Origin of the sequence: Candidatus Bandiella numerosa, assembly GCF_029981845.1 — a bacterium.
Classification (GTDB): Bacteria; Pseudomonadota; Alphaproteobacteria; order Rickettsiales; family Midichloriaceae; genus Aquirickettsia; species Aquirickettsia numerosa.
In genome coordinates, this window is the sequence record NZ_CP104164.1 from 628,882 (window position 1) to 642,350 (window position 13,469).

The following is a 13,469-nucleotide window of genomic DNA, read 5'->3' on the forward strand; positions in this document are numbered from 1 at the left end:
GGGTAGTTATTTTAAATCTTTGGAGTAGTATGTTTTTTGATTGAAAGTCCCTTCCATCTTATCAACTATCAACGTCACTGTACAATCTCCAGTTATGTTAATCATTGTTCTAAGCATCTCTAAAATCCTATCTATCCCTAAAATCACACCAATACCCTCAAGTGGTATTCCTACCGATGACAATACCATTCCCATCATAACCATAGAGCCACCAGGGAATCCAGCTGCACCGATAGATCCAATAGTTGCAGTAAGAATTAGAATTATATAGTGATTAAAATCAAGATTAACACCAAAGATTTGAGCAAAAAAAACGGCACATATTCCTAAGTATATTGCGGTTGCATCCATATTTACTGCTGCACCAAGAGGTAATATAAATGATGCTGATTCTTTTGATACACCAACTTTATTTCTAAGTTCTGAAATTGCTGTTGGAAGTGTTGCTTTACTACTAGATGTTGCTAAGGCAAGGGCCTGAGTAGTGATCATTTTTTTGTAAAAAGGTATGGGATTGATTCTTGCAAAGAGTAATAGCATAATTCCAAAAAGAATATATTGAACAGACAGTGCTCCAACTACAACAAGAATAAATTTTCCAAGATGAAGCATAATTTCAATTCCATAATCAGCTACTACCCATGACATTATCGCAAACACTCCATATGGAGTAAGTTGAATAACTAGCTGAATCATTTTAAATACTAAATGTGTGCAAGAAGATATAAAATTTTTAACTTCCCTTCCTTTATCTCCAATTAAAATAAGTGCAAAACCAGTGAAAAAAGCAAAAACAACAATCTGTAAGGTTTTACCATCGGCCATGGCTTTGACAGGATTCGAGGGAATAATATCTATAAATAAATCTTTAAGATCTTCACTTTTTTGATGCTCAATTGGATTAGTTAGATCAATAGTCAACCCCACGCCTGGCTCAAAAACATTTGCAAAAGTTAAGCCGATCGTGACAGCGAACGCTGTTGTTACCATGTACATTAAAAATGCTCTTGTACCTAATCTACCAAAAGTGCTAGCATCACTAACGCTAATTACTCCATTTAATATGGAAAATAATATCAATGGTACGACAACCATCTTAATCATGTTGAGAAAAACATCCCCAAATGGTTTTAGATATTGAGCATATTCTTTTCCATAAACACCAAAAAGTATTCCTAAGACCATTCCTATTATAACTTTCTGCCAAAGCTTAAGCTTTTTATTCATCCAACCTCGAGTTTAAAAATTATTTACAATTAATTATGTACAATCATGTACAAATTAAAATTTTGAATATAATAACCACATGTTATACTAAAAATATAAATTTTGCACTGAATTTTTATTTTAACGTTGGTAGAGTGCTTCAATGTAAACCAAAGAATAAAGATAGATAAGTAGAAAGATGATTTTAGATAGAAAAATTTATTTATAAAAACAATTTTACTTTCTAAATCATCGATCTTTCTATTATACCATCGATCTTTCTATTATACAGTGGCAAAAGTATTAATTTTATTAAGCGCTTTTTCTGCTATAAAATCTTTTAAATTTAGGCTTTTTAAAGCGACTGTTGTCATGTGCTTTTGGTTTTGCAAATTTCTCGTCTGAGAATTTTTTCTCATCTGAGAATTTTTTACTAGGATCGAGTAAGCGCTCTATCCTTTTCCATTTACCTAACTCATTTGGTAAGATTAAATTCAAAGCAGATCCTTCAGTATCAGCTCTCCCAGTTCTTCCTATACGATGTATATAATCTTCAGGAGACATTGGTAAATCATAATTAATTACATGTTCAACATGGGAAATATCCAACCCTCTTGAAGCAATATCTGTTGCAATCATTATGCGGAAATTTTTTGCACGAAAATTCTTAATTACTCTTTCACGTTTTCTATGCATCACATCACCATGAATTGTCGATACGCTGTGATTATTCTGCAATAACTTTTTACTTAGACTCTCTGCAATAATTTTTGTGTTCACAAATACAATTATTGATCCCTCACGAGCATCTAGTTCACTTGATAAGTCAGCATACTTAGTTGCAGTATTTGTATGCTTAATATCTTGCTTTATTTTTGGAGTAATTTTATTTATAGAGCCAACCGTTATTCTTTCAGGATCTTGAAGATATTTTTTTGATAACTTTAAAATTTCTGGTGAGAAAGTAGCAGAAAACATTAATGTTTGTCTTGCAGCAGGTAAAAATTCTAAAATTTTATCTAATTGAATGCTAAAACCCATATCTAACATTCTATCTGATTCATCAACTACCAACATAGTTATATTCTTAAGACTTAAGCTTTTGCGAATTAGATGATCAGTTACCCTACCTGGTGTTCCTACAATTATGTTAGGTCTTCTTTTGAGGTTTTGAATTTGTTTGAATATTGGTGCGCCACCAATCAATAAAACTGAAGAAATAGTTTTTATTTTAAGAAGTAGGCTTTCTATCACAGTCTGTATTTGCGTTGCTAATTCCCTAGTTGGTGTTAATATTAAAGCCTGCTCATTATTTGATTGCAAAATTTTTGATAATAGTGGAATTAAGAAGGCAATAGTTTTGCCTGTTCCGGTCTGTGCTGATCCTATAACATCTTTACCTTCTAAAGCTATAGGTATAGTTTGAGCTTGAATTGGAGTCGGAATGATTAAGTTCATTCTGGTTAATGAATCTTTTAGGTCGGTTGGTATATTAAGAGAATTAAAATTGTCCATAGATAAAATACGATTAATAAGATTAATAATTATATAAGCGATATAACGCTTTCATTTTTTATTAATAATTATTATTTGAGTATTTTCACTATGCTGTCTGATATAGAGATCAGCTCTAACAATTGATCTTATAGACCTATGATAAGCATAGACCTAAGATATAAATTATTAATAAGTCTGGTATTCTAGATACTTATTCAGTTAATGTCAACTTGTAAATAATTATTCGATTGTTTTATTAAATCCCTTCTTAGCTTAATCTTTTTCATATCTGTGTGACGCAAGTATTATGAGTGAAGGTTCTTTTATTATTTGACAATATGTCTATTGAATTTCTAATTTGATTTGCAATTTTATCAGATTTTTACATAAATTTTCTCATTAATTTAGTTAATAAAAACTATAAAAAAAAATATTTAGTGATATAATCCAGTTCTTATTTTAATATTACGCGATTATGCAAAGTAAATTACTGAAGAGTAATAACATCCAAGTTAAAGTATCGGAAAGCGAAGCAAGGCGTGCTGTAGAAACAATATTGAAATGGATAGGTGAAGATCCAAATAGAGAGGGTTTGATCGATACTCCCAAAAGAGTTGTTGATAGTCTTAAAGAGCATTTTTCAGGTTATTTAGAAGATCCGAGTCATGTTTTGCAAAAGACATTTACAGAAATTTCTGGGTATCAAGATATGGTTCTTTTGAAGGGTATAAAATTATATTCTCATTGTGAGCATCATATGGCTCCTATTAAAGGTGTGGCCCATATAGCATATTACCCAAACACTAAAGTTGTCGGTATTAGTAAACTAGCAAGGGTAGTTGAAATTTATTCTAAGCGCCTTCAAATTCAAGAAAGGCTTACATCTGAGATTGCTAATACTATCAATTTTACGCTTAAACCTAAAGGTGTCGCAGTTATGATTGAAGCGAGTCATAGCTGTATAAACAACAGAGGCATTAACCAAAAAGATGTAAAAATGAAGACACATACGTTAATAGGCTGTTTTAGGAATGATGCAGAAATTAGTAGAAGATTTTTTCAATTAATAATTTAGCATTTTATAAACATATTGTTTTGACCCTATATATTGTAGCAATCTCAAAATGACGAAAAGATAATTAAAATTGGAAACAGGAATTGCAATTGGAGCAATAACTAGAATATGCCAGTGGCGTAAATTGAGATAAAAATCATAAAAAATAGATAGGGTTAGAGTAATGATAAGTGTAATTGTTCTAGTTGCTGAATTTAAAATCAGTAATTTCAAATAAAGTATTTTTATGTTATTCATATTCTTTTGTCTTTATTTAAATTATGAAGAATTGGTTTGGTAAATTAAGGAGTGGGTTAGGCAAAACATCTGCAAATTTAAGCACAAATATTAAAAAAGTTTTTGCTTTAAATAGACCTAATAAAGAAGTACTAGATGATATAGAGGAAATATTGATATCAAGTGATCTTGGAGTAAAATTCTCTGGAGAAGTCATTGAAAAGATATCAAAAAGGAGCTTTAATACTGATATAACAAGGCAAATGGTTATTGATTGTGTTGTTGAAGAGATGCAATCTATATTAAAACCTTATGCAAAGGAATTAATTATACCAAATTCAGATTTACCTTATACTATCGTTTTTTCGGGAATTAATGGTAGTGGTAAGACTACTTCATTAGGTAAAATAGCGCATAAATTACAAAGGGATGGTCATAAAGTATTGATTGCAGCATGTGATAGCTTTAGGGCATCTGCAACTGAACAGTTGGAAATTTGGGCAAAAAGGTCTAATTGTGAAATTATAACAGGGGAGTATAAATCTGACCCTGCGAGCATTGCTTATAAAGCCTTAATTAAGGCAAGGAATGAAAATTTTGATGTGCTTTTAATCGACACGGCAGGGAGGATGCACAATAAAATTGATTTGATGAATGAATTGCAAAAAATAAACAAAGTTCTGAAAAAAAATGATCAAGCTTTTCCTCAATTAAATTTACTTGTAATTGATGCTACTATTGGGCAGACTGCAATTAAGCAGGTTGAAAATTTTAAAGATATAGTTGATATCAATGGTATTATTTTAACAAAGCTAGATGGTACCTCCAAAGCTGGTGTTATAGTGCCTATTACTCAAAAATTTAAATTGCCAATTTATCTTGTTGGGGTAGGGGAGGGAATTGAAGACTTAAACGCATTTTCTGCAAAGGATTTTGCAGAAGCTCTATTGTCTGGTTAATGTTAGCTATGTTGATTTTTTATTGCCACTAAATAATTGTTTATTATTAATAATCAATTTCTCTCCTGCGCTTAAGCCAAGTTCGAATAACTCAATTTTATCTTTTTTACTTAAATCGTCCAACCAATCATATTTAGATGTATCAATATTAACCGATATATCTGCATAACTTTCTTGTTCCAATGAAAGACTATAATAGGTTATCCAACTACTTCTATATAATATTGAAAGGTTATTTGTTATCTCATCGCTTGGAGGGGGTGATACTATATTAACTGCAACTGTAACATTTGGTTTAAATTGTAAAGCTTCTTTTACTGGTACAGGAGAAATTACGCCACCATCAATTAGTAATTTATCTCCTATTTTCACTGGTTGATATAAACCAGGTATTGCGCAACTAGCGAATATAGCACTTTTAATATCACCATAATTGAAAATGTGAGACTTACTAGAATTTATATCTGTTGTTACTACTGCTAGAGGAATTTGTAATTCTTCAAAATTTGTTGCTTTAATATTTGTAGTTAAAAATTTATCAAATTGTTTAAATCCAGACGGAGTGTTGAACAATGTAGCTCCAATAAAATTTATTGCAGGACTTCCCTGTAAAAAATCCTTCCTGCTAGCGTTAACTAAAATTTCTTTTACCTTGGTGATGTTTTTACTATCTGCATAAAGCAAACCCACTAACGATCCTGCGCTAGAACCAACTATTAAATCAATAGGAATATTATGTTTTTCAAATGCAGCAATTACACCAGCATGTGCAATTCCCTTACTTCCAGCGCCACTTAAAACTAAAGCTATATTTATTTTTTTATTTTCTTCCAATTTATGTGATGGTTGCATGTTTGTATGATGATTTGCGTATTTACAAGAATTAAAAAAAATCAGCAATAATATTAAACATGTGAAATTCTTAATGTTTAAAAAATTTAATTTCATCTTATTAATTTTGAAAAATAATATCACTATAACAATATCACTATAAATTTGTATTGGAAGATAGATAAAAAACAAATTTTTGTTAATGTATTTTTATGTGAGCTAAATTTATTCCTAAGGTTTTAAATATCTACGATGGTATAAATAATGATATTGAAAAATAAAAATTTTTAATAGATGGGAAATTTTTTACATAAACTCAACACTTTTTCAAGTGTTGCATTTTTAGTTAATACATTTACTTCGGTATTTTTAGCTAAATCATCAAGAATATCTGCAATCAAGCTAGCTGTTAAAGTAAATTCATCTTCTTTAAAGCCCCTTGTTGTAGCGGCAGCAGTGCCGAGTCTAATGCCAGAAGTGATAAATGGCTTAGCATCATCAAAAGGAATGCCATTTTTGTTGCAAGTTAATCCTACTTTTTCCAGAGATTCCTCTGCAAGTTTCCCTGTAATTCCCTGTTTTCTTAAATCAACAAGCAAAAGATGAGTGTCTGTTCCACCAGTTATAACATTATAGCCTCTATTTAATAATTCTGATGCTAACGTATTAGCGTTGAGTAAAACCTGATTGATATAATTTTTGAATGATGGTTGTAATGCTTCACCGAATGCAACTGCTTTTGCAGCTATGACATGCATTAATGGACCGCCTTGTATTCCAGGAAATATGCCAGAATTAATTTTTTTAAAAATGTCTTCGTGGTTAGTCAATATAATACCGCCTCTTGGGCCCCTTAGTGTTTTATGGGTGGTAGATGTTACAACATGTGCATATTCAATAGGGTTTTGATGATATCCTGCTGCTATTATGCCTGAAATATGCGCCATATCAACTAGTAAATAAGCCCCAACTAAATCTGCTATTTGTCTAAATTTAGCAAAGTCAATTTTTCTTGGGTATGCCGAGCCGCCAGCTATAATTAATTTTGGCTTTGCTTGTTTAACAAGTTTTTCGATTTCATTATAATCTAGCTCAAACGTTTCTTTATCCACAAAATAGTGTTCTATATCAAACCATTTGCCAGATAAGTTAACTTTTGAGCCATGTGTGAGATGGCCACCACAGTCTAAAGATAGACTAACAATTTTATCCCCACCTTTTAGTAAGGCAAAAAATGCTGCTTGATTTGCTTGAGATCCAGAATGTGGTTGAACATTTGCAAAATTAGCAGAATACAGTTTTTTAACTCTTTCTATAGCCAGATTTTCAATTTTATCAACAAATTCGCATCCACCATAATAACGTTTGCCAGGATAGCCCTCAGCATATTTGTTGGTAAGAATTGAGCCTTGAGCTTCAAGTACTGCCTTACTGACTATATTTTCTGATGCAATGAGCTCAATTGAGCTTTGCTGCCTGTGTAACTCGTAATCAATGTATTCCTTAACCGTTCTGTCTGATTGTGATAAATTTTTATAAAAGAAAGTACTCTCCATATCAGTGATGTTTTGTAAGTGGTACCCGCAGCCGGACTTGAACCGGCAAGGGATTGACTCCCCACGGATTTTAAGTCCGTTATGTCTACCATTCCATCATGCGGGCAAACAATATCTAAGCATTATGTATAATCAATAGATTATTTCAACAACTTTTTGCAATTAAATAGTTATTCTTTATTAAATTCATCAAAAGTGATAGTTTGTTAGCAATAATTTTCATGTATAAAGAATGATAGGCAAATTATTTGGTGAAATTTGTGATATTTATTTGGATCACATAATAATCAATGTAAATGGTGTTGGGTATGTAGTTTTTTGTTCTAAAAAGATAACAAGCAAGCATCATGTTGGAGATAAAATTGAATTAATAACTCAAACAATGGTTAAAGAAAATGACATTAGCATTTTTGGATTTCCAAATGATATTGATAAAGAGTTCTTTAATCATTTATTAACTATTCAAGGAGTAGGTGCAAAGCTTGCCCAAACAATTATTGGGAGTCTTGATATTGATGAAATAATTCAGTCAGTACAAATTAATGATGACAGAAAATTTACACAAATCAGTGGGGTCGGACCCAAGCTTGCAGCAAGACTTGTAAATGAATTGAAAACTAAAAAATTCATAAATAAATTGCAAAATATTAAAGTAAAACACGAAATTAGCACTTCTAGTAATAGGCATTCTCAGATTATTATGGATGCGACGTCTGCGTTGATGAATTTAGGCTATAGCCTAGGGCAAATAAATTCTGCAATTAACGATGTGATATCACAAGGAAAAGAAATTGAATTGGAAATGCTTATTAAAAATTGTATTAAGATTTTATCTACATAGTTATTTTAAGCGATTGATATAAATTTAAACTAATTCACATCCAATAAAAAAATTTCTTGATAAAATAATTACTTTATCTCAGACTCTGATGGTGAATTAAATCAATCTTTAAAAAAATAATTTATTTAATAGTCGTATTTGATTTGCTATTACTATCTCTGTATGATACAAGTCTTATGTATTTTGACGCGGGGTGGAGCAGCCCGGTAGCTTGTCAGGCTCATAACCTGAAGGTCGCAGGTTCAAATCCTGCCCCCGCAACCAAATTTTGCAAAAAAGAATTTACAATTTTTACCATTAAAGTTCATTTAGTTTTAAAATCTTATATATAAGCCAGGATAGTACAGGGGATATCATCATAATTATCGCTAATGGCACTTGATTATTGTTTGGTACATAAGATGCAATGGCGCCAATTATTACGGCACCTGCAATTTGTAAGCATCCGTAAAGAGCTGAAGCTGTGCCTGCTATGTGTCCAAAAGGTTCAAATGCCTGTGCAAATGAATTAGGAAAGACAAAGCAGATTCCCAGATTAAAAAGAGTAATAGGGATGAAAATAGCTAATACATTAACTCCAAATATGTAGAATCCGAAGAAAAGTAGAATGCCTGCAATAAACATCACGCTCCAGCCAAATTTAAGTAAATTTTGTGAACCATACGTGTTGACAAATTTACCATTTAAGTAACCGCCTATAAATATAGGAAAACCTGCGCAAATGAGGGCTAACCATCCAAATAAACTTGGGGTGTGTTCAAGATGATGTATTATTATTACAGGGCCGATTATAAACCAAGAAAATAGTGCTCCAAAACATAAGAAGGAGCAAAATGTGTAGCCAATAAAAACTTTATTACTAATTAATGTAGAGTAATTTTTAAGTATATTAATAAATGAAAATTTGTGAATGTCGTTTATTTTATGTGATTCAGCTATGAATAGCACAATAAAAAACACGCCAGTAATAGCATAGATAATCATAAATATAAAACTTGCTTGCCAACTAAATATTTCTTGTAAATAGCCACCCACAAGAGGGGCTGCTGGCATAATAAATGTCATAGCTATTGTTAAATAACCACCGTATTTTGCCATATCTGTACTAGAATATTTGTCGCGGAACATTGTGCGCCAAAGAGAAGCGCTAGCTCCAGCTCCAAAACCTTGAATGAAGCGACTGAAATTTAGCATCAAAATATCATTTGAAAATACAGATAATATATTACCAATTATGAAAATTATCGTCCCCAATATTAATGGCTTTTTTCTGCCGTATACATCTGCAAGAGGGCCATATATTAATTGGCTACAAGCAAGGGAAAACATAAAAATTACCATACTAGACTGAGCAAGCGATATAGAAATATCAAAATAATTAGAAATTTCTGGAATCGATGGTGCATATATGTCTGAGCTGACTGTAGCAGTGCAGGCTATTAATGTAATAGCTATTAAAAATTTTAAATTATTATTAATCATATTATGAATCAATCTTCACAGAATTATTAGGTAAACAGTCTTGAAATGACTAATACGTACAAGCACTGGTTATACTAAAGTATCACTCTGTAAAGCTTAGTATTATCTATTTTAATTATTGTCAAATACTAATTGGTATATATGATAAAAACTTTTTCTTTTGTATATAAATTTTGATTTTATATTTTTAGACAAGTTTTTCACAAGCTTTTTTGATTCTTTCGCAGGCCTCTAGAAGATTTTGATCTGAAGTTGCGTATGAAATTCTAAAAAAGTTTTCGGCACCAAATGCGATTCCAGGAACAACAGCTACCAAAACTTCCTCGAGTAAATATTGTGCAAAATCTGTGCAATTTTTTATTTGCATACCAGAAGGAGTTTTTCTACCAATCAGTTCTTCGCAACCAGGGAAGATATAAAACGCCCCATCAGGAACATCCATTTGAATACCAGATATCTTATTTAGTTTTTCGATTACTAAGTCACGTCTTTCTTTGAAAATTAATTTGCTTTTTTCTATGAATTCATAAGAATTTTCACTTAAAGCTTCTACTGATGCATATTGGCTAATGGAGCAGGGGTTTGATGTGCTTTGGGATTGAATTTTTGCCACTGCTTTGATTAAATCTTTATCACCTGCCGCATAGCCAATTCTCCAACCTGTCATGGAGTAGGCTTTTGATACACCATTAACAACAAACGTTCTATTTTTGAGCTCATCATTAATATTTGCAATATTTATGTATTGATAATTTTGATATCTAATATGCTCATATATATCATCTGAAATGATATATATGTTTGGGTAATTATTTAAAACATCACCTAAGGCTTTTAATTCATTTTCTGAATAACATGCTCCAGTTGGGTTACTTGGTGAATTTAGAATCAATAACTTTGTTCTATTCGTTATGTTTTTTCTCAAAACTTCAGGTGTAAGTTTAAAATTTTCACTTCTAGAAGTTTTTGCAATCACTGGCTTGCCACCATTTATTAATACCATATCAGGATAGGATACCCAATATGGTGATGGTATAATAACTTCATCATCTGGATTTATTGTTGCAACTATAATATTGTATATTACATGCTTGGCTCCACATCCTACAGTAATTTGATCAGTACTGTAATTTAGTTTATTTTCTTTTTGAAATTTATTTACAATTGATTTTTTTAATTCTGGAATGCCGTCTACAGCTGTGTATTTTGTTTTTCCGGACTTAATTGCAGCATAAGCTGCTTGTTTTACATTTTCTGGAGTATCAAAATCAGGCTCACCAGCCCCTAAATCAATAACATCTTTACCTTCTGCTTTGAGGGCTTTTGCTTTCGTTGTAACGGCAAGTGTAGGTGATGGTTTTATTAATTTTAATTTTTCTGATATTAAATTTGCTTTTAAGTCCATTTTTTATTCGTGAATAATTCTACTAAGTTTCTACTAACTACACTCTACAAAATTTTAGAAAAATTTAAAGCAAAGACTTTGTTAGTGCTAAAAAACTTTATTAAAAACTGGATATTTTGCAGAGCATTTCAATATTTTTGAAATATTATATCTAGATTTTAGCATATAATCTGGTATATTTCATTGCAGAACAATACCAAGGGTCATGCAAAGTAAAAAAAACTTATACATTAAGATATATGGCTGCCAGATGAATGTTTACGATTCATTGAAGATGGAAAATTTACTTAAACCTCATGGCTTCTCATTAATTCAGGATGAAAAAAATGCAGATTTAATAATTTTAAACACATGCCATATAAGGGAAAAGGCATCAGAAAAAGTATATTCTGAATTAGGCAAGATCAAAAAAAATAATTTAGGAGTAAAACCAACTGTTGTCGTTGCAGGGTGTACAGCTCAAGCAGAAGGTGAGCAGATTTTTAAAAGAGCCAAAAACGTTGATATAGTTGTTGGCCCACAATCATATCATAATTTGCCCAAGCTATTAGAGAAGGTTAAAAGACAAGAAAAATGGGTGATGGATTTGGATTTTGATGAAGAAAGTAAATTTGATGAAATCAACCTTCCAGAAAATCCAAGGCATTCCTCTTTTTTAACGATACAAGAGGGTTGTGATAAATTTTGCCATTTTTGCTGCGTACCATATACAAGGGGCAAGGAATACTCTAGGAAAATACCAGATATTTACAGGGAGGCAATAGGCCTTATTTCAAAAGGAGTAAAAGAGATTACTTTATTGGGGCAAAATGTAAGTGCATTTCATGGCATTGATCAAGACGATACCATAAGAAGTTTAGGGTGGTTTATAAAGAAAATCTGTGAAATTGATGGATTGAAAAGAGTAAGATATACTACGTCACATCCAAAAGACATGATAAACGATGAATTATTTATAGCTCATGCAGAGGAAGAAAAACTCATGCCATTTTTGCATTTACCAGTACAGTCAGGCTCGGATAAAATACTAAAAAGTATGAATAGAGATCATACTAGAGATTTTTATTTTGAAATTATTGACAAATTTAGAAAGCATAGGCCAGACATTGCTTTTTCTTCTGATTTTATTGTTGGATATCCAGGAGAAAGCGATAAAGATTTTGAAGACACTTTAGATTTAGTTAAACAAGTTGGCTATGCACAGTGCTACTCATTCAAATACAGTCCAAGACCAGGTACACCTACATCTATGGTTGAAGATCAAGTTCCGGAAGAAGTTAAATCCACAAGGCTAGCAATTTTACAAGATTTATTAAGAAGTCAGCAATTAGAGTTTAATAAGCAATTTATAGGAAAAGATATGGATGTTATGTTTGATAAAGCAGGAAAGTATAGTAGGCAAATCATTGGAAAATCGCCCTATTTACAATCTGTTATTGTTGAATCAGATGATAACATTATAGGTGAGATAAAGAAGGTGCATATTACTGAAGCTGGGTTAAACAGCTTAATTGGAGAAATTACTAATTGCAATTAATCTTAAAATAAATAAAATTGGTTAAAATTGAATAGTGTTTAAAATGCAAAATGTTATATTTAAAATAAGTAAAAAAGAAAAAATTTATTATGGATTTTCTCTAATCGTTAGTCTGATTTTTTACTGTATACTACTAATTAAACCCATATTCATGCCCTGGGTAATTTATATAGTGATTTTTGTATTTATTTCACAAGTAATTCTTATAGGGCACCTCAGAGGGAATGCTGTAGAAATAACTAATGACCAGTTTCCGGAAATATATGAAATCGCTAACAGACAATCTTTGGCTCTTGAATTAAAAAAAACTCCTAAAGTATATCTATTACAGGGTGGAGGACTACTAAATGCTTTTGCCACAAAATTTTTATCAAATAATTACGTCATAATATATTCTGATATTTTTGAAATGGCGTATGAAGAAGGAATTGAAGCTGTGGAATTTGTTATTGCACATGAATTAGGTCATATTAAAAGAGGACATGTTGGATTGTTTCATACATTAATTCTATTTCCATCTTATATTATCCCCTTTTTATATTTTGCACATTCTAGAGCAAAAGAGTACACATGCGATAATATAGGATGCTCTTTATCTCCAAAAGGAGCTCAAAAAGGAATTTTAATTTTAGCATCTGGAAAAAGGTTATATAAAAAGGTTGATGAAGAAAATTATATAAAAAATTACGATGAATCTGCTGGGTTTGTAACTTGGTTTTCTGAAATTTTTTCAACTCATCCGCATCTTGCTAAAAGATTAAAAAATATTTTAAAAAATAACAAAGATTTTAATTAGGCTTAAAAAATATAATTACCTAATATTTTATAACTGACTAAAATTCTTTATATATAAATCTTCAGGTT

General features: G+C 31.1%; 11 protein-coding genes and 2 tRNA genes. 6 read left to right on the top strand and 7 right to left on the bottom strand.

What is annotated here, in order from left to right; translation table 11 throughout:
- Positions 1-6: 6 nt before the first annotated feature.
- Positions 7-1,227: a dicarboxylate/amino acid:cation symporter gene (locus tag N3Z17_RS03060; RefSeq protein ID WP_282472537.1), complete on the bottom strand. Its 1,221-nt coding sequence runs from the start codon at positions 1,225-1,227 to the stop codon at positions 7-9.
- Positions 1,228-1,518: 291 nt separating this feature from the next.
- Positions 1,519-2,721 (bottom strand): DEAD/DEAH box helicase, encoded by a 1,203-nt coding sequence (locus N3Z17_RS03065; protein WP_282472538.1) that lies wholly within the window; start codon positions 2,719-2,721, stop codon positions 1,519-1,521.
- A gap of 457 nt (positions 2,722-3,178) precedes the next feature.
- Between N3Z17_RS03065 and folE the strand changes: the two genes are divergently transcribed.
- Positions 3,179-3,778 (top strand): GTP cyclohydrolase I FolE, encoded by a 600-nt coding sequence (gene folE, locus N3Z17_RS03070; protein ID WP_282472539.1) that lies wholly within the window; start codon positions 3,179-3,181, stop codon positions 3,776-3,778.
- Between the two features lie 260 nt (positions 3,779-4,038).
- Positions 4,039-4,953 (top strand): signal recognition particle-docking protein FtsY, encoded by a 915-nt coding sequence (gene ftsY, locus N3Z17_RS03075; protein ID WP_282472540.1) that lies wholly within the window; start codon positions 4,039-4,041, stop codon positions 4,951-4,953.
- Between the two features lie 6 nt (positions 4,954-4,959).
- On the opposite strand, the gene N3Z17_RS03080 is transcribed toward ftsY, so the two are convergent.
- From N3Z17_RS03080 to N3Z17_RS03090, 3 genes are all read right to left on the bottom strand, one after another.
- Entirely contained in the window at positions 4,960-5,901 is a 942-nt protein-coding gene (locus N3Z17_RS03080) for a patatin-like phospholipase family protein (protein WP_282472541.1), read from the bottom strand.
- A gap of 170 nt (positions 5,902-6,071) precedes the next feature.
- Entirely contained in the window at positions 6,072-7,340 is a 1,269-nt protein-coding gene (gene glyA, locus N3Z17_RS03085; RefSeq protein ID WP_282472542.1) for a serine hydroxymethyltransferase, read from the bottom strand.
- Between the two features lie 19 nt (positions 7,341-7,359).
- A tRNA-Leu gene (locus tag N3Z17_RS03090) sits at positions 7,360-7,446 on the bottom strand.
- A gap of 126 nt (positions 7,447-7,572) precedes the next feature.
- Between N3Z17_RS03090 and ruvA the strand changes: the two genes are divergently transcribed.
- Both ruvA and N3Z17_RS03100 read left to right on the top strand, forming a co-directional pair.
- A complete protein-coding gene (gene ruvA, locus N3Z17_RS03095) occupies positions 7,573-8,181 on the top strand; it encodes a Holliday junction branch migration protein RuvA (protein WP_282472543.1) in 609 nt (202 codons plus the stop codon).
- Between the two features lie 187 nt (positions 8,182-8,368).
- Positions 8,369-8,445: transfer RNA gene (locus tag N3Z17_RS03100), tRNA-Met, on the top strand.
- Between the two features lie 33 nt (positions 8,446-8,478).
- Here N3Z17_RS03100 and N3Z17_RS03105 read toward each other — a convergent pair.
- Positions 8,479-9,663, bottom strand: coding sequence for a multidrug effflux MFS transporter (locus N3Z17_RS03105; RefSeq protein WP_282472544.1), 1,185 nt, complete (start codon positions 9,661-9,663; stop codon positions 8,479-8,481).
- Between the two features lie 187 nt (positions 9,664-9,850).
- The gene (locus tag N3Z17_RS03110) at positions 9,851-11,068 is read right to left on the bottom strand and encodes a pyridoxal phosphate-dependent aminotransferase (RefSeq protein ID WP_282472545.1); all 1,218 of its coding nucleotides are present in this window, start codon (positions 11,066-11,068) and stop codon (positions 9,851-9,853) included.
- Positions 11,069-11,273: 205 nt separating this feature from the next.
- Here N3Z17_RS03110 and miaB point away from each other — a divergent pair, with 205 nt between their 5' ends.
- Both miaB and N3Z17_RS03120 read left to right on the top strand, forming a co-directional pair.
- On the top strand, positions 11,274-12,605 hold the full coding sequence (gene miaB, locus N3Z17_RS03115; RefSeq protein ID WP_282472546.1) for a tRNA (N6-isopentenyl adenosine(37)-C2)-methylthiotransferase MiaB: 1,332 nt from the start codon (positions 11,274-11,276) through the stop codon (positions 12,603-12,605).
- A gap of 151 nt (positions 12,606-12,756) precedes the next feature.
- Complete coding sequence (locus tag N3Z17_RS03120; protein WP_282472547.1) at positions 12,757-13,401, top strand: M48 family metallopeptidase; 645 nt, start codon at positions 12,757-12,759, stop codon at positions 13,399-13,401.
- Positions 13,402-13,469 lie beyond the last annotated feature (68 nt).

Bases quoted from the DNA above. Each gene is read 5' to 3' on its own strand.
- N3Z17_RS03060 (WP_282472537.1), bottom strand. From the start codon at position 1,227: ATGAATAAAAAGCTTAAGCTTTGGCAGAAAGTTATAATAGGAATGGTC.
- N3Z17_RS03065 (WP_282472538.1), bottom strand. From the start codon at position 2,721: ATGGACAATTTTAATTCTCTTAATATACCAACCGACCTAAAAGATTCA.
- folE (WP_282472539.1), top strand. From the start codon at position 3,179: ATGCAAAGTAAATTACTGAAGAGTAATAACATCCAAGTTAAAGTATCG.
- ftsY (WP_282472540.1), top strand. From the start codon at position 4,039: ATGAAGAATTGGTTTGGTAAATTAAGGAGTGGGTTAGGCAAAACATCT.
- N3Z17_RS03080 (WP_282472541.1), bottom strand. From the start codon at position 5,901: ATGAAATTAAATTTTTTAAACATTAAGAATTTCACATGTTTAATATTA.
- glyA (WP_282472542.1), bottom strand. From the start codon at position 7,340: ATGGAGAGTACTTTCTTTTATAAAAATTTATCACAATCAGACAGAACG.
- ruvA (WP_282472543.1), top strand. From the start codon at position 7,573: ATGATAGGCAAATTATTTGGTGAAATTTGTGATATTTATTTGGATCAC.
- N3Z17_RS03105 (WP_282472544.1), bottom strand. From the start codon at position 9,663: ATGATTAATAATAATTTAAAATTTTTAATAGCTATTACATTAATAGCC.
- N3Z17_RS03110 (WP_282472545.1), bottom strand. From the start codon at position 11,068: ATGGACTTAAAAGCAAATTTAATATCAGAAAAATTAAAATTAATAAAA.
- miaB (WP_282472546.1), top strand. From the start codon at position 11,274: ATGCAAAGTAAAAAAAACTTATACATTAAGATATATGGCTGCCAGATG.
- N3Z17_RS03120 (WP_282472547.1), top strand. From the start codon at position 12,757: ATGCCCTGGGTAATTTATATAGTGATTTTTGTATTTATTTCACAAGTA.